The 22,745-nt window shown below is 54.8% G+C and carries 18 protein-coding genes; 14 read left to right on the forward strand and 4 right to left on the reverse strand.

Annotated features, from left to right (window positions below; translation table 11 throughout):
* The first annotated feature begins 5 nt into the window (after positions 1–5).
* From nuoK to purB, 14 genes are all read left to right on the forward strand, one after another.
* Positions 6–350 carry an NADH-quinone oxidoreductase subunit NuoK gene (gene nuoK, locus FBR45_RS15055; RefSeq protein ID WP_077919391.1) on the forward strand — a complete coding sequence of 115 codons (345 nt, stop codon included), beginning with the start codon at positions 6–8 and terminating at the stop codon, positions 348–350.
* 83 nt (positions 351–433) lie between these two features.
* Positions 434–2,359 (forward strand): NADH-quinone oxidoreductase subunit L, encoded by a 1,926-nt coding sequence (gene nuoL / locus FBR45_RS15060; RefSeq protein WP_138503729.1) that lies wholly within the window; start codon positions 434–436, stop codon positions 2,357–2,359.
* 8 nt (positions 2,360–2,367) lie between these two features.
* Positions 2,368–3,843 (forward strand): complex I subunit 4 family protein, encoded by a 1,476-nt coding sequence (locus FBR45_RS15065; RefSeq protein WP_138503731.1) that lies wholly within the window; start codon positions 2,368–2,370, stop codon positions 3,841–3,843.
* 96 nt (positions 3,844–3,939) lie between these two features.
* A complete protein-coding gene (locus FBR45_RS15070; RefSeq protein WP_138503733.1) occupies positions 3,940–5,346 on the forward strand; it encodes an NADH-quinone oxidoreductase subunit N in 1,407 nt (468 codons plus the stop codon).
* 71 nt (positions 5,347–5,417) lie between these two features.
* On the forward strand, positions 5,418–5,939 hold the full coding sequence (locus FBR45_RS15075; RefSeq protein WP_394344382.1) for a GtrA family protein: 522 nt from the start codon (positions 5,418–5,420) through the stop codon (positions 5,937–5,939).
* 177 nt (positions 5,940–6,116) lie between these two features.
* Complete coding sequence (locus tag FBR45_RS15080) at positions 6,117–6,314, forward strand: hypothetical protein (RefSeq protein WP_138503735.1); 198 nt, start codon at positions 6,117–6,119, stop codon at positions 6,312–6,314.
* Between the two features lie 63 nt (positions 6,315–6,377).
* Complete coding sequence (locus FBR45_RS15085) at positions 6,378–6,989, forward strand: SprT family zinc-dependent metalloprotease (protein ID WP_138503737.1); 612 nt, start codon at positions 6,378–6,380, stop codon at positions 6,987–6,989.
* 10 nt (positions 6,990–6,999) lie between these two features.
* The gene (gene porU, locus FBR45_RS15090; protein WP_246082257.1) at positions 7,000–10,446 is read left to right on the forward strand and encodes a type IX secretion system sortase PorU; all 3,447 of its coding nucleotides are present in this window, start codon (positions 7,000–7,002) and stop codon (positions 10,444–10,446) included.
* A 118-nt stretch (positions 10,447–10,564) separates the two neighbouring features.
* Complete coding sequence (porV, locus tag FBR45_RS15095) at positions 10,565–11,773, forward strand: type IX secretion system outer membrane channel protein PorV (RefSeq protein ID WP_138503739.1); 1,209 nt, start codon at positions 10,565–10,567, stop codon at positions 11,771–11,773.
* An 84-nt stretch (positions 11,774–11,857) separates the two neighbouring features.
* Positions 11,858–13,135 (forward strand): M16 family metallopeptidase, encoded by a 1,278-nt coding sequence (locus FBR45_RS15100; protein ID WP_138503741.1) that lies wholly within the window; start codon positions 11,858–11,860, stop codon positions 13,133–13,135.
* A gap of 154 nt (positions 13,136–13,289) precedes the next feature.
* Positions 13,290–13,949: a glycerol-3-phosphate 1-O-acyltransferase PlsY gene (plsY, locus tag FBR45_RS15105; RefSeq protein WP_138503743.1), complete on the forward strand. Its 660-nt coding sequence runs from the start codon at positions 13,290–13,292 to the stop codon at positions 13,947–13,949.
* A 174-nt stretch (positions 13,950–14,123) separates the two neighbouring features.
* A complete protein-coding gene (locus FBR45_RS15110; protein WP_138503745.1) occupies positions 14,124–15,488 on the forward strand; it encodes a dipeptidase in 1,365 nt (454 codons plus the stop codon).
* 1 nt (position 15,489) lies between these two features.
* Entirely contained in the window at positions 15,490–16,863 is a 1,374-nt protein-coding gene (locus tag FBR45_RS15115; protein WP_138503748.1) for a DUF1207 domain-containing protein, read from the forward strand.
* Positions 16,864–16,956: 93 nt separating this feature from the next.
* A complete protein-coding gene (gene purB / locus FBR45_RS15120) occupies positions 16,957–18,297 on the forward strand; it encodes an adenylosuccinate lyase (RefSeq protein ID WP_138503750.1) in 1,341 nt (446 codons plus the stop codon).
* Between the two features lie 75 nt (positions 18,298–18,372).
* Here purB and proC read toward each other — a convergent pair whose 3' ends face one another.
* The 4 genes from proC to FBR45_RS15140 all read right to left on the reverse strand — a co-directional run bounded on the left by proC (position 18,373) and on the right by FBR45_RS15140 (position 22,743).
* The gene (gene proC / locus FBR45_RS15125) at positions 18,373–19,176 is read right to left on the reverse strand and encodes a pyrroline-5-carboxylate reductase (protein ID WP_138503752.1); all 804 of its coding nucleotides are present in this window, start codon (positions 19,174–19,176) and stop codon (positions 18,373–18,375) included.
* Positions 19,177–19,244: 68 nt separating this feature from the next.
* Positions 19,245–20,369, reverse strand: coding sequence for a TlpA disulfide reductase family protein (locus FBR45_RS15130; protein WP_138503754.1), 1,125 nt, complete (start codon positions 20,367–20,369; stop codon positions 19,245–19,247).
* Entirely contained in the window at positions 20,366–21,856 is a 1,491-nt protein-coding gene (gene gatB / locus FBR45_RS15135) for an Asp-tRNA(Asn)/Glu-tRNA(Gln) amidotransferase subunit GatB (RefSeq protein WP_138503756.1), read from the reverse strand. Before gatB ends, FBR45_RS15130 begins: the two co-directional genes overlap by 4 nt.
* A gap of 50 nt (positions 21,857–21,906) precedes the next feature.
* Positions 21,907–22,743 (reverse strand): phytoene/squalene synthase family protein, encoded by an 837-nt coding sequence (locus FBR45_RS15140; protein ID WP_138503758.1) that lies wholly within the window; start codon positions 22,741–22,743, stop codon positions 21,907–21,909.
* Between the last annotated feature and the right edge of the window lie 2 nt (positions 22,744–22,745).

Below are 22,745 nucleotides of genomic sequence, written 5' to 3' on the forward strand. Positions count from 1 at the left end.
ATCCCATGCAACCCACGCAGGACGTACTTATTCCGGACGTAATTCAGCAAATACCGCTTACCTATTATCTGATTCTCAGCACGGCCCTGTTCGTGATCGGTATCATCGGTGTGCTGACCCGGCGCAATGCCATTATCATTTTCATGTCGATCGAGCTTATGCTGAATGCAGTGAACCTGCTGCTGATCGCCTTCTCCTCGTACCGCTCCGACTCGGCCGGGCAGGTATTCGTCTTTTTTATCATGGCTGTTGCGGCCGCCGAGGTCTCGGTGGGGCTCGCTATTATTGTCATGATTTACCGCAACACCCGCTCTATCGACGTGGGGCTGCTGAACAAGTTAAAGTGGTGAAAAAGGCTGGCGTCGCCGGTGATCCTTCGTGGCTACCCGGTTCACTACCCGACGCCTGACCCCTGTTGACTATTGACTACATTATGAAGCCTGAACTACTCTGTGCGTTAATACCTCTCTTTCCGCTGATTGGTTTTCTGATCAACGGTATCGGTTTTCGGCATATTCCGAAAGGGGCTGCCGGGGCCATTGCGGTTGGAGCCGCGCTGGCCTCGTTCCTGACCGCCGGTTATCTGTTCGGTGCCTTTATAGGGCAGGCGGCCTTCCGCGATGACGCCGGACCGCTCGTTGCTACGCTCTTCAACTGGATCAGCGTGGGCGATCTTCAGATCAACTTCTCGTTCCAGATCGATCAGCTCAGCCTGCTGATGCTGCTGGTCGTAACGGGAGTTGGTACGCTGATTCACCTCTACAGCATCGGCTACATGAAGCACGACGAAGGATTCGGTAAGTTCATGGCTTTCCTGAACCTGTTCGTATTTTTCATGCTGTTGCTGGTGATGGGTTCCAACTACGTCATCATGTTCATTGGCTGGGAAGGGGTTGGGTTGTGCTCGTACCTGCTCATCGGCTTCTGGAACACCAACACGAGCTACAATAACGCAGCCCGCAAAGCCTTCGTAATGAACCGAATTGGTGATCTGGGCTTTTTGCTGGGCATTTTCATGCTCATCAACACCTTCGGTACGGTTGAGTATATCGATATTTTCAAACAGGCTACGAGCCTACCCGTGGGCGACAGCACGATTCTGATCATCACGCTCCTGCTGTTCGTGGGGGCCATGGGTAAGTCGGCACAGATTCCGCTCTACACCTGGCTGCCCGATGCTATGGCTGGTCCAACGCCGGTGTCGGCTCTGATCCACGCAGCAACCATGGTAACGGCGGGTATCTACATGGTCGTTCGCTCGAACGTGCTCTACACGCTGGCCCCCCTGACGCTCGAGATCATCGGCGGTATCGCCATCGCTACGGCTCTGCTGGCCGCTTCGATTGGTCTGTTGCAGAACGACATCAAAAAGGTGCTGGCCTACTCAACGGTATCGCAGCTGGGCTATATGTTCCTGGGCCTGAGTGCTACGGCCTATACGGCGGGCATGTTCCACGTTGTAACCCATGCTTTCTTCAAAGCGCTGCTGTTCCTGGGTGCAGGGAGTGTTATCCACGCCATGTCTGATGAGCAGGATATCCGGAAAATGGGTGGCCTGCGGAAAGCGCTGCCCATAACGTTCATCACCTTCCTGATCGGGACTATTGCTATTTCGGGTTTACCGCCGTTTGCCGGCTTCTTCTCGAAAGATGAAATCCTAGCGCACGTGTTCGTACACAACAAGGTGCTGTGGGCGCTGGGCGTGCTGGGTTCGGGACTGACGTCGTTCTACATGTTCCGCCTGCTGTTCCTGACCTTCTTCGGAGAATTCCGCGGTACCGAAGAGCAACGGCATCATCTGCACGAATCACCGGCAACAATGACGGCTCCGCTTGTTTTTCTGGCTATACTATCGGCAGCGGGCGGGTTGCTTAACCTGCCGGGCGGGGGCTGGCTGAGCCGTTTCCTCGATCCTGTATTCATGTTCTCGCGGGAGGTAAACCCAACGGCGCTGACGCTGGAACTCGATCACTCGACCGAGTATACGCTCATGGCGGTATCGGCGGGGGTGGCGTTGCTGGCGCTGGTTGTGGCGTATGTGATGTACGTCAGCCGGCGGGCCGTTCCGGCTCCCGAAACGGCCGAGCGCTCATTGCCCGAGCAGGTGGTCTACAACAAATACTACATCGATGAGCTGTACGATACCATCATCGTTCGGCCCATTCGTGGCCTGGGCGATGCGCTCTACAGCTTCGGCGAAGGCCTGGTCGATGGTGTTGTCAACGGAGTGGCCTGGCTGGTCCGGCAGAGTTCGGCCCAGTTGCGGCTGATGCAAAGTGGTTCGATCGGGTTTTATGTGCTGGCGATGGTTGTCAGTATCGTTGCCATCTTCGCGCTGCGTTTTTTCGTTCGATTCTAATCTGAGATATGCTCACATTATTCCTGATTCTCTACCCTGCCGTTGCTGCTGCGTTACTTCTGATCGTGAAAGGCGAACGGGTGAAACAGGTCGCGCTGGTAGCCGCGCTGGTTGAACTGGTTGGCGCCGTTGCCGCTTTTGCGCAGTTTCAGCCCGATGCCAGTTCGCAGTTTGGTTTTGACTATGCCTGGATCAACTCACTCGGTATCCGTTTCAGCGCCGGTATCGACGGCATCAGCGTTTTGCTGGTGTTGCTGACCGGGTTGCTGGTTCCGTTTATTATACTGTCGACCTTTAATCGGCAGTACGACCGTCCAGCGCTGTTCTACGCGTTGATGCTGTTTATGCAGGCTGCGCTGATGGGCGTATTTACGGCCCGCGATGGCTTCCTGTTCTACTTCTTCTTTGAAGTGGCCCTGATTCCAATTTACTTCCTGGCCGCTATGTGGGGTGGGGAGAACCGCGTGCCGGTCACCTTCAAGTTCTTCGTCTATACAATCTTTGGCAGTCTGTTCATGCTTGTTGCGCTGGTGTACCTGTATTATCAGACACCCGTAACCGATGGGCACCACAGCTCGGCCATTGCTGATTTCTACCAGCTTAAATTAACCCCCGCAGCCCAGGGCTGGGTATTCTGGGCGTTCTTTATTGCGTTCGCTATCAAGATGCCGGTTTTCCCGTTTCATACCTGGCAGCCCGATACGTACGTGGAGTCGCCAACGCCAGCTACGATGCTGCTGGCCGGGATCATGCTGAAAATGGGCGTTTATGGCCTGATTCGGTTCATTCTGCCCATCGTGCCGCTTGGCGTCGAAACCTGGGGGAAAACGGCCATCATTCTGTCTGTGATCGGTATCGTTTACGGATCGATTATCGCCATCCGCCAGCGCGACATGAAACGGCTCATTGCTTACTCGTCGTTCTCGCACGTTGGTCTGATGGCAGCTGGTGTTTTCTCGCAGACCGAAACCGGGATGCAGGGTGCCCTGATTCAGATGCTGGCTCACGGCGTCAACGTAGTGGGCATGTTCTTCGTGGCCGATGTCATTTTCTCGCGGACCAATACCCGCCAGCTCGATCAGCTGGGCGGCATTACCCGCACAACGCCGAAACTGACCGTTTACTTCATGATCATGCTGCTGGGAAGCGTAGCGTTGCCGCTGACCAACGGATTCATTGGCGAGTTTCTGCTGCTGCATGGCGTATTTACATACAACCACTATCTGGGTCTGGCGGCTGGCTTCACGATCATTTTCGGGGCGGTGTACATGCTGCGGATGTTTCAGAAGAGCATGTTCGGCCCAACATCGGTACGTACCGGTACGTTTGCCGACCTGACCAGTTCGGAGAGCCTGGTGTTTGTGCCACTGGTGATTATGGTCTTCTGGATGGGAATTTACCCCCAAACGTTCCTCAAAGTAACTGAACCTGCCGTAGTCAACCTGATGAAATACATCGGTACCTCGGCTGTATCTCTGAAATAAAGCTTACAAACGGTTTCGGCTGGCTGGCCCGAACGGTTGCTACTGATCAGGCAACGTTCTGGACACCGAACGCCGAACACTGAAAACCAAACTAATATGCTTCCCATCGTTCTGTTATCGGTTTCTGGTATTGGGCTGCTCTTCCTGGGCTTCCAAAAGTCGCGGACATTGCTGTTACCCGCAGCGCTGCTGTTTCTGCTGGTGGCGCTGGCCGCTAACTTTTACGACTGGAACAAGACGTACCTGTATTTCAACGATATGCTGCGTACCGATAACCTGTCGATGGTATTTACTGCCATCGTGCTGGGATCGGCTTTTCTGGTCATCGCCCTGTCGACCCGGTTTATCGAAGATGAGGAAGCGCAACCGGCAGAGTATTACGGTATCATTATGTTCTCCCTGGTGGGGGCTATCATGATGATTTCGTTCGAGAATCTGATCATGCTGTTTGTGGGTGTCGAAACGCTGTCTATTGCCATGTACATCCTGACGGGTAGCGACAAACGCAATCTGCGGTCAAACGAGGCCGCGCTGAAGTACTTTCTGATGGGTGCGTTCACGACCGGAATCATGCTGTTCGGGATGGCGCTGCTCTACGGGTCAACGGGATCGTTTACCCTGGCCGGTATTGCAGCAAATGCCGTGAATCCGCAACAGGGGCTTTCCTTGCTGCTGTATGTCGGTCTGCTGATGCTGCTGATCGGACTACTGTTCAAGGTATCGGCCGCGCCGTTTCACTTCTGGACACCCGACGTATACGACGGAGCCCCCACCATTTTCACCGCCTTCATGTCGACGGTGGTAAAAACGGCTGGTTTTGCCGCTCTATTTAAACTGTTATCGATTTCGTTCGGCGGAGTTTATACCTTCTGGTGGACCATACTGGCTATTATCACGGCTATTACGCTGGTTGTGGGCAACGTAACGGCGGTGTACCAGAACAGCTTCAAACGTATGATGTCGTACTCCAGCATTTCCCACGCGGGTTACCTGCTGATTGGTCTGGCGGCTCTGGGCGCGCAGACCAAACAGGCCATTGTGTTTTACTCGCTGGCCTATTCAGTAGCCACTATTTCGGCATTCGGTGTGCTCTTGCTGGTCGCGCAGCAGCGCAGTACGCAAACCCTGTCGAGCACGGGCGTAGCGAACGAAGGCTTCGATGACTTCAATGGACTGGCGCGTCAGAACCCGTTGCTGGGCTTCGCCATGGCCGTATCAATGCTGTCACTGGCCGGTATTCCGCTGACGGCCGGGTTCTGGGGTAAGTTCTATATATTCTCCACTGCGGTAGAGCGGGGCCAGATCTGGCTGCTGGTAGTGGCGGTGCTGATGTCGGCTGTAGGTATCTACTATTATTTCCGGGTAATCATCGCGATGTACTTCCGCGACGGCGCCACGGAGCCAATTCGGGTATCGCCGGTCTATCGGTACGTGCTGCTGGCGGCTACCATACTGACGCTCGTGCTGGGAATTGCGCCTGGCTTACTGCAGGGTTTGTTTTGATTGACGATTTGGAGCCGCTCACTCAGTTAATCGGGTGACCGGTAAGCGACTACATCCTTATTTGTCTATTTTTGCCGCAGAAGCTAAAACTAACGCTGGCTTCTACTGGCAAGCCCGTGAACGTGAGTAGTATACAACAGCCCAAATACAAGGTCTCCCGAAGTTTCTTCTCGTTCTTTCTAACGGCTCTGCTGGGTGCGTCCGTTAACTTTCTGTCCCAGATATTCTATCGGAATTACTTCGAGTTCGGTACCAGTGTGTTTCTGGGCTATCTGACGGCTACAGTTGTCAGTTTCATCCCCACCAAGCGGTTCGCTTTTTCGGCTGGTAAAACAGGGAACACGGGTCGCGAGGCCATCAAGTTCTTTATCATTGCCCTGGTGGCGCTGGCTGTGCAGGTGGGGGTTTCCAAGTTTACCCTAGCCTACATCGCCAACCCCTTCTTCCCTAATCTGTCTCCTTTTGCCCGTGAGAAGGCCTCGCACGTGGTGGGCATGGGACTTAGCTTCATGGCCAATTACTTTGGTCACAAACTGCTTACCTTTAGGAGCACTGGCATGTACGATCGGATTCGGTCGAGACCGGCGAAATAGGAAAAGTTGTATTTAAAGTCTATATAATCTGTATTCTATTTCTTCCTTTTGTTTTATCCAGCACAGGATTTTTCAAAGGTCAGTGGCTCATCATATTAAAAGGGTGGACATTTATTTGCATCTTACTAAAAAAAAGTATATTTGCGGCTGAAACCATTAAAGACCACCAAAGTACAAATGAAAAAAGTATTCGCACTCCTGTTTGTCGGCAGCATGCTGACCTTCGCTGCCTGCCAGAGCAAACCTAAGACGGAAGAAGCTGCTGTTGATTCAACGGCTACCATGTCTACCGACACCACCACGATGGCTACGGATTCGGCTGCTACCGCCGTTACCGATACCGCTGCTGCCGTTGCTGCTGACAGCGCGAAATAAGCCTGTCGCTTTCGAGTATAGAGTAAAAAAGCCCTATTTTTATAGGGCTTTTTTACTCTATACGTGTCTGATCTGCTCACCCATCATGTACCACCTATAGCCGCTTTGCCCTGTCGGCAGTTGCAGCTGCAATACGGCTTTGCGTTTCGGGTGACCAAACCCCGCCGGACTAAACTGGGCGATTTTCGACGCTGGCCGGATGGCCGTATGCAGATTACGGTCAACGCTAACCTCAACCCCTATGCTTTCCTGATCACGTACGTGCATGAAGTGGCTCATGCGGTAGTCAGCCAGACGCACAAACGGCGGGTGGCACCCCACGGAACGGCCTGGCAACAAGCCTTTCAGCGGCTCATGCAGCCTTTTCTGCACCAAACGGTTTTTCCGGCCGATGTGCTCGTTCCCCTACGGCAGTATATGAGCCGACCCGCTGCTACCACCTACGCCAGCCCCGTACTGATGGCGGCCCTCCGTCGGTACGATCAGCCAGCACAGTCTGCAAGTACCCCGAACACCCGACTGCTGCGCGACGTACCCGAGGGAAGCCTGTTTCTGTTTGCAAAAAAGACCTATCAGCGTGGCACGATGCGCCGGACCCGCGTCGTTTGTAAAGAACTATCCTCCGGTCGATCCTATGCCATTCTGGCTCATGCCGTTGTTGAAATGGATATATAGTAGCAGCACTGTGTATCGCCCTGCCCCCCTGAACGAGCTAATCGGGCCGGGGCGGGCCTGGCTATTGGCTGGACTGGTGCTGATCGGTACGGTGCCTGACCTGCGGGCGCAATCGGTATTACAGCAGGGAAACTGGCTCAAAATTGGCGTAACCCAATCGGGCGTATACCGTCTGAATCAGGAAACCCTGGTACGGCTGAATCCGGCCTTCGCTACGGCGAATCCGCGTAACCTCCGATTGTACGGAAATGGAGGAGCACCCCTGCCGCAGGCTAACTCAACTCCCCGGGCGGTTGATCTGGTTGAAAATGCCGTGCTCGTAACGGGCGAGGCCGATGGCCGGTTCGATGCCGGTGACGCGCTTCTGTTTTTTGGCCAAAGCCCGCATACCATACAGTACGATACGACTGCAAGGCGGTTCGTACATCAAATCAACCCCTACAGCGATACAACGTTTTATTTCCTGAACATCGGCTTGGGGCCGGGTCGGCGCATCAGCGAACGTCTGGCCGGGTCACTAGCCGCCCCAACCGTTACCACCTTCACCGACTACCAGTTCTACGAACCCGAACTGCGCAAGGTTCAGTCGGTGCGCTCCGGACGGGCGTGGCTGGGCGATTTTCTGAGTACCGATACGACCCGAACCGTAGCGTTTACCATGCCTGGTCTGCTTGCGTCATCGGCCATTCGGGTGCGGGCATCGGCCATGGCGCGCGATACATCGACGAGGCTGTTTCGGATTCATGTGAACAGCCAGTTGGTGGGTACGATCCCGATTCCCGATGTGTCGGGCTTCGAATACGACTACCAGGGTATTGTTCGTGCCGATACGTTTCTGACCCGACTGGCGAGTACAGACAACACCGTCAGGGTAAGCATGACTTTTCGCAACAACCGTAACAACTCGGGCCAGGGGTATCTGGATTTTCTGGCGGTTGAAGCCCAACGCGAACTCCGGCAGTACGAACAGTCTCTGTGGGTACGGCGGCTTCCGGCTGGCTCGGTGGCGGTGCAGCAGGCCAGCACAGGGCTCCGGATCTGGGATGTGTCGCAGCCGCTGGCCCCCGCCAATCAGCTGTATACCCTGTCTGCTACCCAGGCAGCTACGTGGCGGGCTGCGCAGCCCGCCGACTATTTCTTGTTCACGGATGCGCAGCTACTGGCGCCTGTTTCAGTAGTGCCTGTAGCCAATCAGAACCTGCGTGGGCAGACATCTCCGGACCTTCTCATTATTACCCCGGCGGCCTGGCGCGATCAGGCCAACCGACTGGCCGAATTCCGACGGCAGAACGACCGATTATCGGTCCTGGTTGCCACAACGCAGCAGGTTTATAACGAATTTGGCTCCGGCCAACCCGATCCGACGGCCATTCGCGATGCCGTTCGATATTTTTACCGGCAACAGCCGGGGCAGCTGAAATACCTCCTGCTGTTCGGCGACGCTACCTTCGACTATCGGAACATAAACAAAGCAGCCAGTCCGGCCGCGCAGGCCAACATGGTTCCGGTCTACGAAAGCCGCGAGTCGTTGCATCCGGTACTGAGTTACTCGTCCGATGATTACTACGGGTTCATGGACGACGCGGAGGGTGAATGGAAAGAACCCCGGCAGGGAGAGCTCGACCCGGCAGACCATTTGCTCGACGTAGGCATTGGCCGGCTACCGGTCAAGTCGGTGCAGGAAGCCCAGACGGTTGTTGATAAGTTGATTCGGTACGCAACGGACCAATCGCTGGTTGGCGACTGGCAAACACGGGTTATGCTCATTGCCGATGATGGTGATTACAACCTGCACCAGAACGACGGCGAACTACTGGCCACTCAGATTGAACGGGTAGCCCCCGCGTTCAGGCCCGAACGTATTTATCTGGATAATTATCAACAAATCGTCACCCCCGACGGACAGCGGGCCCCCGTCGTAAACCAGCACATAAGCCGGGCCATGGCAGACGGTCGGCTCATCATCAACTACAGCGGTCACGGCGATATACTGACCCTGGCCGATGAAAAGGTCGTTACGCTCTCCGATATTCTGGGCTGGCGCAACCGGCGACTGCCCTTGTGGGTAACCGCTACGTGTCAGTTTGGCCGGTACGATGACCCCAGTGTGAATTCGGGTGCCGAACTGTCGTTGCTTAGTCGGGTGGGTGGGGCCATCGGACTGCTGACCACGACCCGGCCCGTCTATTCAAATACGAACCTGCTGCTGAATCAGGCGTTTTACAATACCGTTTTTACCCCCATAAATGGGCAGATGCCCCGGTTAGGCGACGTTATGCGGCTTACCAAGAACGCCAGTCTGGCGGGGGCAATCAACCGCAACTTTGCTTTACTGGGCGATCCATCGATGCGACTAGCCTACCCGCGGGCTCAGGCAACGCTAACCGCTGTAAACGGCAGACCACTGACCACCGCCCGCTTCGACACCTTACGGGCACTGGAAACGGTTGAGCTAACCGGCGAAATTCGACAGAACGGTCAGCGGCTGGCCGATTTTACCGGTACAACCCGGCTAACCCTGTTCGATAAGGCGGCCTTGCTGACTACCCTGGGGCAGGAAGCCGGTAGTCCTAAAATGAGTTACCGCGCGTATACGAATCCGGTATTTTCGGGGCAGGTGGCTGTGCAGCAGGGGCGATTCACGGTCCGCTTCACCGTGCCCAAAGATATCGACTATACGGTTGGCCAAGCCAAACTGTATATGTATGCCGTTCGCGCTGACAGCGCATTTGATGCGACCGGGAGTTACGAAAATCTGCGCATAGGTGGCAGCATTATTGCTGATGGTGTTGATAATCAGCCGCCCAGTCTTACCTTGGCAGTTGTGGGCGGGCTGCGGCAGGGCGAGAGCTGGCAGGCGACGGGGCCGGATATACAGGTGCGTATCAGTCTACAGGACAACAAGGGCATAAATATTGCACGATCAGGTCTGGGGCACGATCTGACGGCGGTACTGGGCGATAACAGTCCGGTTGTACTGAACAGTGAATACGTGGCTACAGGCACCGACGGGCTGCAGGGAGAGGTTGTTCATACGTTCAGGGGTGTATTACCCGGAACCTACGGGCTGCGGGTCAAAGCCTGGGATATCAACAATAATTCAACCGAGGGCACGTTGACCTTAGTAGTTTCTGAACGACCGGGTCTGACCCTCCGTGAAATCCGGATCAGTCCGAACCCGGTAACAACACAAGCGCTGCTAACGGCAGATCACGACCGCGCCGGCGAGCCGCTGGACTGGACACTGAGTATCTATGATCTGAACGGACACCTGTTAACCCAGCAGACGGGCCAGTGCACCGACTGCCCCGGGCGGGTAGAGGCCGGTACCTGGAACGGTCAGTCGAATAGCGGTGCGTCGCTACCCAACGGAATCTATGTGGTTCGGATTCAGGTACGAGCCGCCACAGATGGCACAACAGCAACCGGTACCGGGCGAGTGGTATTAACCAAGTAATTTACCAGAGAGGGGATTATCTGTTTTTTTCTTATCCAACGATTCATCGTAATTTTGACCGCACAGGACTGCCACACTTCCCCCAATCAGTTGCTGTCGTTGACCAACAACTTGTAGTATGAAACTCAATTTTTCCCGTGTTTTTCTCGGCGTTTGCAGCTTTCTTCCCTTCGTTAGTTCAGCGCAGAATACCATTCCAATACTAAACGGCCAGCAACTTCAAGTTCCCACCTCGTCTGTCCCTTTTCTGAATTTCACGCCCGATGCCCGATCGGGTGCGCTCGGTGAAGCCGGGGTAGCGCTCAGCGATCCCGATGCCAACTCCATCTTCTGGAATCCTGCCAAACTCGTTTTTGCCAAACAGGATAAAGGCGCTACCATTTCGTATACGCCCTGGCTGCGCGATCTGATTGGCGATATGTACTATACTAACCTGAGCGGCTACTCTAAAGTGGGTAAAAACTCGGTGATTGGCGGTTCTCTGCTTTATTTCGACCTCGGTACGGTCGACTTTACCACCGCAACGGGTGTGGCTGCCGGTACCTTCAATTCGCGTGAGTATGCGGTAACGGCTTCGTTCGGACAGCGGCTTTCGCAGAATTTTTCGCTGGCCGTAAACCTCAAATACCTGAACTCGAACCTGGCGGCCGGAAGCTCGTTGCAGGGCCTGAAACCGGGTGCTACAGCGGCTGCCGATATCGGTGCCTATTACCAGAACGAAGTGCGGGACGACGCAACCGGCAAAGGCATCGGCTGGGCGTTTGGAGCCATGATCTCCAACCTGGGGGGCCGGATTAATTACGGCGGCAACGAGCGCTACTTTATCCCGACCAACCTGCGCCTGGGAACGAACCTAACATTCCACGTCGACCAGTACAACAAGTTTAATTTTGTAGTCGACGTCAATAAATTGATGGTGCCTACGCCGGATATACAGCTGGTAGGCGGGCGTCCGGTAAACCTGAATGCAAACAAAGGCTACTTCCAGTCGGTATTCGGTTCGTTTGCTGACGCGCCGGGTGGGTTCAGTGAAGAATTGAAGGAATTTACTGTTTCGACCGGAGTCGAGTACTGGTATAACGAACAGTTTGCGGTACGGGGTGGCTTTTTCAACGAATCGAACGTGAAAGGCGGCCGTAAATACATTACAACGGGCTTAGGCCTGAAATTGCAGCAGCGCTTCGGTGTCGACTTCTCATACCTGCTTCCCGTAAGCCAGAGCAGCCCAAGCCCATTGACCAACACCTTCCGGATCTCATTACTGTTCAACTTCAACAGTGCCAACCGCCTGTTCAGCGACGACGAAACCACCAGCGAAGATTATTAACGAATAACTGCAAAAGAGTGAATGAGCAACGGAGCCAGCCTGGCAACCCGTTTTGCTCATTCACTCTTTTGCTATTCTGACACCATGGTAGACAGAACGCAGTCACCGGCTTTTCAGGCCATTCATGAAGTACGGCTCCCGGCCGTCAAAACCCATACGCTGGATAATACCGTACCGCTGCATCGGATTGATGTAGATCATCAGCCCGTTTTGCGGCTGGAGTGCATTTTCGATGCGGGAACGTGGTACGAACAGGTGCCGGCTACGGCCTTCTTCGCCGTCAAAATGCTGTCAGAAGGAACGCGCACCCGCTCGTCGGCCCAGATTAGCGAGTACTTCGACCGGTACGGGGCTTTTCTGGAGCTTAGCAGTGGTCCCGACCGGTCCAGCATAGTCGTTTACTGCCTGACCAAATTCCTGCCGGACGTACTGCCCTTACTACGTGAACTGCTGACGGAGCCGACGTTTCCGGAAAAAGAATTTGACGATCTGCGGAATATAACCCTGCAGAACCTGCGGGTCAACTACGAGAAAAATGCGTATCTGGCCAGCGTGTTGTTCCGGCAGAAGCTGTTTGGCCTCGATCACCCCTACGGCCGCAGTCAGCAGCCCGACCAGATCGAAGCGCTGACCCGGCAACAGGTTGTCGAATTTTACCAGCGTGCCCTGCATAACCGCCCATTCCAGATCCTGGTAGCGGGCCAGGTATCCGAGCTCGATGTAGCGCTCATCAATCGGGAGCTGGGGCAGGTACCTATCCAGACGGGCGCTGCGCCCATAGTCCCCGTTGAAAACGTTGAAGCCAACGGGCTGGCGACGCTGGCCGAGAAACCTGACAGCATACAGTCGTCTATCCGGGTTGGTCGGCGGCTGTTCACACGGTCGCATCCGGATTTTTTCCGGATGCTGGTCACCAACGAAATCCTGGGTGGCTATTTCGGCTCGCGGCTGATGAAAAACATCCGCGAAGAAAAGGGCTTTACCTACGGCATCTCGTCGAACATGCCCTCGTTCCGGCGGGATGGGTATTTCCTGATCGGAACCGACGTCAACAAAGAAAATACGCAGCAAACCCTGGATGAAATCCGGAAGGAGATTCGGATCTTACAAACCGAGCCGGTACAGGCCGACGAACTCGAGACCGTCAAGAACTTTATGGCGGGCGAGTTTGTAGGATCGCTTAATACGCCGTTCGAGATTGCGGATCGGTATAAAGTAATTCTGCTCGACGATCTGCCAGCCGACTTCCTGACCACCTACATTCAGAACCTACGGGCCGTTTCGGCGGAGGATGTTGTACAGATGGCAAACCTTTATCTAACGGATACGCATCTGAGTGAGGTAGTTGTAGGCGGGAAATAGGATGATTTGGAAATTTATTCATTAGTCAAGTTGTTCAATAGGGTAGTCAATTTGACTGATTAGTTATTTACGTGTAGTTTTGGGGTTCCTGCTGTTGGTTACAACCTCCTTACGTAGCTAACGATATCGATAACGTCTCACTTACATCCTTTCAATGAACGTTTTTCTTATCTGCTTGACAGTGCTTCTGGCTTATCTGCTCGGTTCGATCCCAACGGCCGTCTGGTATGGTCAGGGTTTTTTCGGTATCGATATCCGCACCAAAGGAAGTGGTAATGCCGGGGCTACCAATACGTTTCGGGTACTTGGCAAACGGGCCGGAACCATTGTCATGCTGGTCGACGTTCTGAAAGGCTATACGGCGGCTATGCTGTCTATGCTGCTCTGGTACCTGGACGTGATCACGTACCGCGAAATTCTAACGTTTGAACTGGTTTTTGGTCTGGTAGCCGTAATCGGCCACCTTTATCCGGTGTTTGCCGGGTTTAAGGGGGGCAAAGGCGTAGCTACCCTGCTGGGTATGATTCTGGCCATCCATCCCGAAATGGCGGCTGTCTGCATCGGTATTTTTCTGCTGGTGGTCATTGCGTCGCAGTACGTATCGCTGGGGTCGATCCTGGCCGCGCTGGCGTTTCCGGTGCTGCTGCTGCTCCGCATTTTTGGTCAGAAAGAAAGCCCGCTGCTTATCGTATTCGGGTTTATTATCTTTCTGATGGTCGTTTTGACGCATCAGAAGAATATTGCCCGGCTGCTGCGTGGTCAGGAAAACCGGACGGTTCTGATTCGTCTGCGTAAAAAACGTGATCCGCAATAAAGCTATTTACTGCATTCATCGACGCCCCGTCGTTGCGCGAAAACTGCGTAACTTCGGGGCGATTTTATAGCTAACCGAATCCGCTGGCGCATCGCATCAAACCCGGCCGGGCAGGCGTACCCCGATACCCGATGAACCGCCGATGCCGTATCGTCCCAGACCCAGACAAGACCTATGCTAACAGACTTCCTTGCCGAAAATAAGCAGCGATTCCTGGATGAACTGCTCGAGTTACTGCGTATTCCGTCGGTGTCGGCCGACTCTTCCTTCAAAAATGACGTTCGCCGGGCGGCCGAATTCGTTCGCGACAAGCTGACCGCAGCCGGACTGGACGATGCCCAACTGCACGAAACTGCGGGCCACCCGATTGTTTTTGCGCAGAAATTAGTCGATCCGGCCCGCCCTACGGTGCTGGTGTATGGCCATTACGACGTGCAGCCGGCCGATCCGTACGAACTCTGGAAAACGCCCCCATTCGAGCCGACTATTCGTAACGAACGGATTTATGCCCGGGGTGCCTGCGACGACAAAGGACAGTTTTACATGCACATCAAGGCGCTGGAAGCCATGCTGGCTACCGATGGGCTGCCCTGCAACGTAAAGGTGATGATCGAGGGCGAAGAGGAAGTCGGCTCCGACCACCTCGGCACTTTTGTGGCTGAGAACCGGGAATTGCTCAAAGCCGACGTAATCCTGATCTCCGATACGAGTATTATCTCCAACGAAACGCCGTCGCTCGAAACCGGACTCCGCGGTTTATCGTACGTAGAGGTCGAGGTGACTGGCGCTAACCGCGATCTGCACTCGGGTGTGTACGGAGGAGGGGTGGCTAATCCGATCAACGTACTGGCTAAAATGATTGCGAGTCTGCACGACGATCAGGGCCGCATTACCATACCTGGTTTTTACGACAAGGTAGTTGATCTGAGCGAAGCCGAACGGGCCGAGCTGGCTAAAGCACCGTTCAGCCTGGACGAGTACAAGCAGGATCTGGGAATCAACGACGTGATGGGCGAAACCGGCTACTCGACCAACGAGCGGACCAGCATACGGCCTACGCTCGATGCCAACGGCATCTGGGGCGGCTATACGGGCGAAGGTGCCAAAACGGTACTACCTTCCAAAGCCTCGGCCAAGATCAGCATGCGGCTGGTTCCGAACCAGACACCCGAGGAGATTACAGATTTGTTTACCCGGCATTTTACGGCCATTGCACCGGCGGGCGTGACGGTAAAGGTAACGCCCCATCATGGCGGGCTGCCCTACGTAACCCCCGTCGACTCGGTCGAATTCGAAGCCGCGAGCCGGGCGTTCGAAGATGCCTGGGGTAAGAAACCAATTCCAACGCGGGGGGGCGGCAGTATTCCGATCGTAGCCCTGTTTGAGCGGGAACTGGGTATCAAATCTATTCTGATGGGGTTTGGTCTGGATACCGATGCGCTCCATTCACCCAACGAAAGCTACGGCCTGTTCAATTTTTATAAAGGCATCGAAACCATTCCGTACTTCTACAAAAACTACGCGGAGTTGAAGCAGTAACATGAAACACGCTTTATTGCCTCTTTTATTAACCTTCCTGACCGGATCGCTGGTATTGGCGCAGCAGCCAGCCCCCCGAACGTTGACGCCAGCCGAGCAACGACAAAAAGAAAAAATTGAACGGGAAATTCAGCGCGAACGTCAGGTCCGGGCCGAGTGGCTGCAGAAACAACGCGAATACGAAGCCCGACAGGCCGAAAAAGAACGGCAGCGACAGGCAAAAAAAGCGGAAAAAGACCGTCCGGCACCGCCCGTCGAAAAGCCCAAACCGGCCGACCCTGTCAAACCGGAGGCTGATGCGCAACCCATAGCTCCGGCCTCAGCGCCCAAACCCGCTGAACCCAGCCGGCGCGAACGGCGGGAACAACGCCGGAAAGAGGCTGCACCAGCCGTAACGCCCGCCCCCGAGCCTGCTCCGGCAGTGGTAACGCCACCGCCAGCCTCGGTTGTAGTTACGCCTGCTGAACCAGCGCCACCCGCAGTCCGGCCTGCCCGGCCCAAACGGGAACGCCGAAAAGCCACTGCGCCAGTAATAGACAGCGTGTCGGCAACCCCGGCGTCAGCAAATGCCGAGCAACCCCGCCTGAGCCGGCCCAAACATGAGTTTTTGCCCAAAGGGCATCTGTTCGACCCCATCCTGCTCGACCCGCTCGAAGCACAAACCTACGGCTCCGTATTGCCTGCTTACTATACGGAGGGGAGTCGATACAAAGGCAGCATTGTTCCGTTTGCGTTCGGGTTTGCGAAACCGTTTTACCGGCGCACTACCGAGCCGGGCCGATCAGAGGAGATTGTGCTGGATCTGGCTTCGTTTACCCAGTTTGAAGTATACTGGGATGCCGACAAAGGCCGTCAGCGCCGGCAGATCATGAACAATGATTACAAGATCAGCATCATCTACAACGTACGGCGGGGTGCAAATAACTACCGATTTCGGTTCTATCACCTCTCGTCGCACCTGGGTGACGATTACATCTACCGCAATCGGATCACGGCACCATCGCCCAACTCGGTGAATTATGAGGTTGTCGATGCGACCTACAGCCGGATGGTACAGAACTGGCGGCTCTACGGCGGTCTGGGCATCGGTCTGCGTAAGACCAGCGAGCGGGAGCGGCTCAGTGCGCAGCTGGGTGCGTACTACAAGAAACCGTCTGAGCGACTGGCCCGGCTGGTCGGGGGCGTCGATGTCAAGTTCTGGCAACAGACCGATTTCAGGCCGGGTATACACGGCGGGGTGGGCGTAGAAGTGGGTCGTACGCAGAATAACCTCACGTTTTTGCTCGAAGGCTACTCGGGTTTCCGGCCCTACAGCCAGTTCGAACAGCAGCAGACCTCATGGATCGGCATTGGGGTTTACCTGAATCCATTCTAAAAAATAAGACGGGCGGGTCAGCCAGCGGCAAAGTCTACCGGGCATGCCGCTGGTTGACCCGCCCGTTTGTACCTTTGCGTTTTACCTAACTGTATGGATTTATCTGCACTTACGGCCATATCGCCCGTTGATGGCCGCTATCGGCGTCAGGTCGAATCACTGGCCCCCTATTTCTCGGAGTTTGGCCTGATTCGCTATCGGATTCGCATTGAAGTCGAGTACTTTATTGCCCTCTGCGAATGGCCTGTTCCGCAACTGTCGGCGGTCAACGCGACCCATTTTCAGGCTTTGCGGGCTTTGTACGAGCAGTTCACGGAGGCCGATGCGCAGCGGATCAAAGACATCGAGAAAACCACCAACCACGACGTCAAGGCCGTTGAATACTTCATCAAGGAGAAACTAAAAGGGTCGCCCGTTGAGCCGTATCTGGAGTTTATTCACTTTGGCCTGACCTCCCAGGACGTGAATAATACGGCCATTCCGCTGTCGCTGTCTGAGGCCATGGATGCCGAGATAACGCCCCTGTATCGGCAGGTATACATGCGGCTGCAACAACTGGCCGACCAGTGGGCCCATATTCCCATGCTGGCCCGGACACACGGGCAGCCAGCTTCCCCAACGCGCCTGGGCAAAGAACTGAGCGTGTTTGTCGAGCGAATCGAAAAGCAGCTGCTCCTGCTGGCGGCTATCCCGACGGCGGCCAAGTTCGGCGGAGCTACCGGTAATTTCAACGCCCATGCTGTAGCGTATCCAAACGAGAACTGGAAAGAGTTTGGCGACTCCTTCGTCAAGAGTCTGGGGATGGTGCGTAGTCAGTTTACGACCCAGATTGAGCATTACGATATGCTGGCTGCTACGCTGGATGCGTACAAGCGGCTCAATACGATCCTGATCGACCTAGACCGCGACATCTGGACGTACGTATCGATGAATTACTTCAAACAAAAGCTGAAAGAGGGAGAAGTTGGCTCGTCGGCCATGCCCCACAAGGTGAACCCCATTGATTTCGAGAACTCGGAAGGTAACCTGGGTATTGCCAATGCCCTGCTGGAGCACCTGTCGGCCAAGCTACCCATTTCGCGGCTTCAGCGCGATCTGACCGACTCGACCGTTTTGCGGAGCCTGGGTGTTCCGTTTGCGCATTCGGTCATTGCGCTGAAATCGCTGCTGAAAGGACTGGATAAGCTGGAGCTGAATGAAGCCGCGCTGCAGGCCGACCTCGATGATAACTGGGCGGTTGTGGCCGAAGGCATCCAAACCGTGCTACGTCGCGAAGGCTACCCGCAACCCTACGAAGCGCTGAAAGCCCTGACCCGCACGAACGAGAAAATTACCAAGCAAACGATCTGGCAGTTCATTGACGAACTGGACGTATCTGAATCGGTCAAAAACGAACTACGGGCCATTACCCCCTTCCAGTACACGGGCCTGTAAGCTATACCAACCGATGGGGGCCGTCCGGTAGAACATCGTTGTCTACCGGACGGCCCCCATCGGTTATAGTGAAAACTACCCTTTAGATAACTCCGTAGCCCGGACCTGGGCGGCTTTGATGCCGGCAACCAGTGTATCCGATAGAGCGCCCTGCTCAAACTGCCGAAGAGCGGCCTCGGTTGTGCCCCCTTTAGATGCTACCGCTTTGATTAGTTCATCGAGCGATTTGTCGGCGGTGTTTATCAGGTGGTAGGAGCCCAGCATGGTCTGTTTAACCAGCAGAGCCGCTACCGCATCATCGAAGCCCATTTGTTTGCCCGCTTCAATCATCGCCTTGACCACGTAATAGAAATAGGCCGGACCCGAGCCGCTGAGTGCTGTTACGGCATCGAGCATGGCTTCATCGTCCAGAAAGATAGAGCGACCGGTGGCGTTGATGAGGTTTTCGACCCGGCGCAGGTTGGTTAGGTCCACTTCTTTGGCGGCCGTGAAGCCGGTAATACCCATACCGAGCATGGCTGGCGTGTTGGGCATGGCCCGAACGACCAGCGAGTGGTTTAACTTTTCCTGAATCTGCGCAATCGGAATACCAGCCATGATAGACAACACTACCTGGCCTGGTTGCATAACGGCCCGCAGCGATTCGTGTACGCCGTTAAAATCCTGTGGTTTAACCGACAGTATAATAAGGTCGGCTTCGCCAACGCGGTGGCTGATCGTGTCAACAACCACTCCTGCTTTCTCGGCGCGAAGGGCCTCCGAGCGGTCGGCGCTTTTTTCGATCAGCAGTAGATCGTCCTGCCTGACCAGATTATACTGGACAAACGATTTGGCAAAAGCCATACCCATGTTGCCGCAGCCAACAATCGCAATTTTCATAAGAAGGGAGGGTGGGTAAAAACACGATATAGCCGGAAGAGGTATCTTCCGGCTATATCGTGTTTCGCTTATTTTAAAATTTCTTCGAGCTTCTGCTCCAGCGCCGGGCCGCGCAGGTTCTTGGCAATAATTTTCCCGTCTTTATCGAGCAGGAACGTGGCCGGTATGGCCTGTACGCCATATTGCTGAGCGGCTGCCGACTGCCAGAACTTCAGGTCCGACACGTGGGTCCAGGTGAGGTTATCGTTCCGAATGGCGCGGGTCCAGTTGGCTTTGGCCTGATCGAGCGAAACACTGTAGATTGTGAAGCCTTTGTCTTTGAACTTGTTGTACATCCGAACTACATTGGGGTTTTCGTTACGGCACGGCCCGCACCACGATGCCCAGAAATCGATCAGGACGTACTTACCCCGTAGTGACGACAGCGGAACAACGGTACCGGCCGTGTCACTGAGGGCAATTTCGGGCGCTGGCGAACCAACCATCAGGCCTTTGATCCGGGCCACGCGACCAATGAGCGATTTGGCATGGGGGCTGTTGGGATTCTCTTTTTCGAACCGCTGGGCCAGCTCATCGTAGGTGGCAAAGTCGGTGTCAATATTGATAAAGTTCAGCGCAAACAGCGACACGAGCGACGTGCCCATTTCGGGCAGCATGGCTTTCACTTTATTAACAACCTCAGCCTCGGCGGCTGTATAGTCCTGCTCGATCTGAGCGATGCGTTTGTTGTCTTTTTTCTCCGTGGCTGCGGCTACCTGCTTGTTCCAGTTAGCTACTTTGGCTTCCATGTCGGTACGAAGCGCCATCAGCTTATCGTAATACGCCATGTTTTTGGAGCCGGTAACGGTTGCTTTACCCTTCTGTCCCGTTTTAGCATCCATCATGTACCCATCGGCAATCACGTTGAGGGTTTCGCCACCCTCGGCAAGCAGGGCCATTTTCTGACCTCCGCCCGTGTTCAGCACGAACACTTCGCCCCCGTCGGCAACGGGATGAGTGATGGTAAACGTGTTCCCAGCCTCTACTTTGGCCGAGTCGAGCTTGCGGGTAGGCTGGCTGTTGGCTTCCAGATACACGTAGCTACCGGGGGCGGCTTTGTTCACCTTGCCCGTAACGGTGAACGACTTTTGTTGCGCGAAAGCAACCGTACTCAGGGCCAATAGGCTTGCAACGCCAAAAAGCAGTTTTTTCATGTTGTTTGTAATGTCTTCACTACTAACTCGTTCACTAGCTTCGGATCGGCCGAGCCTTTTGATTTTTTCATGACTTCGCCAACGAACATACCCAGCAGGTTTTTCTTACCTTTTTGGTATTGCTCTACTTTGTCGGGCCAGGCTGCCAGTACCTCTTCTACCAACGTTTTCAAGGCGTCGGTATTGCGATTCTGTACCAGTCCATGCTGTTGAGCCAGTTCGGCGGGTGGTACGCCGGGTTGCTCCTGCATCAGCCCAAACACCTGCTGCGCTGCGGTCTGGCTAACGGTGCCGTTGTCGATGAGGGTGATCAGGGCTGCCAGCTGCACCGCCGACACCGGAAACTGCCGATCGCGCAGCGTCTTTTCAGTGAGCTGGCCCTTGACCGGCCCCATGATCCAGTTCGATGCGGCTTTATAATTGCTGGTATGCTGACAAACGGCTTCGTAATATTCGGCCAGTTCTTTGGCGTCGGTCAGCAGGGCCGCGTCATAGTCCGGTAAGTTGTACTGGGTAGTCAATTTATGGTACCACTCGGCGGGTAACATCGGCATGTTAGCCTGAATGTCGGCCAGCCACGCATCCTGAATCACGACCGGGGTGAGATCGGGGTCCGGGAAGTAGCGGTAGTCGTTCATCGTTTCTTTTTCGCGCATGGCGTAGCTGCGGCCCGTTGCGGCATCGAACGTGCGCGTTTCCTGCCCAATATACCCGCCTGCTTCGATGACCTCGACCTGCCGCCGAAATTCGGCATCAACAGCCCGCATCACGTTTCGGATTGAGTTCAGGTTTTTTACTTCAACCTTCGTGCCTAAGTGCGTAGCGCCCCGGGGCCTGATCGAAACATTCACGTCGCAGCGCAGCGAGCCTTCTTCCATGTTGCCATCGCAAATGTCGAGGTAGCGCACTAACCGGCGAACTTCGGTCAGAAACTGGCCAGCTTCGTCGGCCGTGCGGATACAGGGCTCGGTCACCATCTCGATCAGGGGCGTGCCGGCGCGATTATAATCCAGGCAGGTAGCCGTTGGGTCGGCGTCGTGAATACTTTTTCCGGCGTCTTCCTCGAGGTGAATATGGTGGAGCTGAATCGTGGTGTCGTATGGCTGTCCGGTAGCCGGGTCTTTGGCTTTTACCGGAATGCCCCCGCCTACGCAGATGGGCCCTTTATCCTGAGAGAGCTGATAGCCTTTCGGAAGATCCGGATAGAAATAGTTTTTCCGGGCAAAAATATTGTGGCGGGTGATGGTACTCCCGCAGGCCAATCCCATTCGCACGGCATATTCGACTGCCTTTCGGTTCAGGCGGGGTAGCGTGCCGGGGTGAGCCAGCGTAATGACACTGATATGGGTGTTGGGGTCAGCTCCGAAGGCGTTGGCGTCGGCTGCGAAGATTTTGCTGTTGGTCAGCAATTGGCAATGTACTTCCAGCCCGACAACGGCTTCGTACTGAGCAAGAATTTCCGGCGAAAGAGACGCATCGGCTACCATAATTACAGAGAAGCAGTTCCCGGCAAAGATAGCGAAAACAGACGAAGCCCTTAGATTACATTCAGTCGGTACTTCAGGTAAGTCTGGGCCAGCAGCGCCAATTTTTGCGGGTTGGGCACCCGAATCCGCTCATTCTGGATGGTCGAAGCGGGCAACTGCTTAATTTTATTGAACAGCGTCTGGTAATACGTGTAGGCCAGATGAACCCCCATGCGCGCACCACGTGGCAAATTCAGGATACCCACGTAAGCTTCGTCAAAATCGCGCTGGATGTCGTTCTCAATAAGCGCTTTGGCGTCGCGACCGAACTGCGTGAAGTCGATACCTGGAAAATAAGTCCGGCCCCTGTCTACATAATCACTCTTAAGATCGCGCAGGAAGTTTACTTTCTGAAAGGCGGCTCCCAGCTTGCGGGCGGGCTCGCGCAGGCGGTCAAAATCGTCGCAGTTGCCTTCGCAGAAGACACGCAGGCACATAAGCCCTACTACTTCGGCCGAGCCGTAAATGTATTCGTTGTACCCTTCAGCGTCGTATTCCTGCTGATACAGATCCATTTCCATACTGCGTAGAAACGCATCGATCAGCTCGTGTTCAATTTTATACTGGCGCACCACCAGCTGGAAGGACTGCAGCACAGGGTTCAGGCTTATTTTTTCCTGAATGGCCTGGTACGTGTCGTGTTTGAACCGGTCAAGGAGGGTCTTCTTGTCGTAGTCATGGAACGTATCCACGATCTCGTCGGCATAGCGTACAAACCCATAGATGGCGTAGATGGGCATGTGGAACTTGCGGTCAAGCGTCTTGATCCCCAAGGTAAACGACGTACTGTAATGCTCAGTGATCAGCTTGCTGCATTCCAGTGCGGTCTTATTGAACAATGCCATCATAC

The sequence above is a fragment of the Spirosoma lacussanchae genome, assembly GCF_005870035.1.
In the GTDB taxonomy this organism is placed as follows: Bacteria; Bacteroidota; Bacteroidia; order Cytophagales; family Spirosomataceae; genus Spirosoma; species Spirosoma lacussanchae.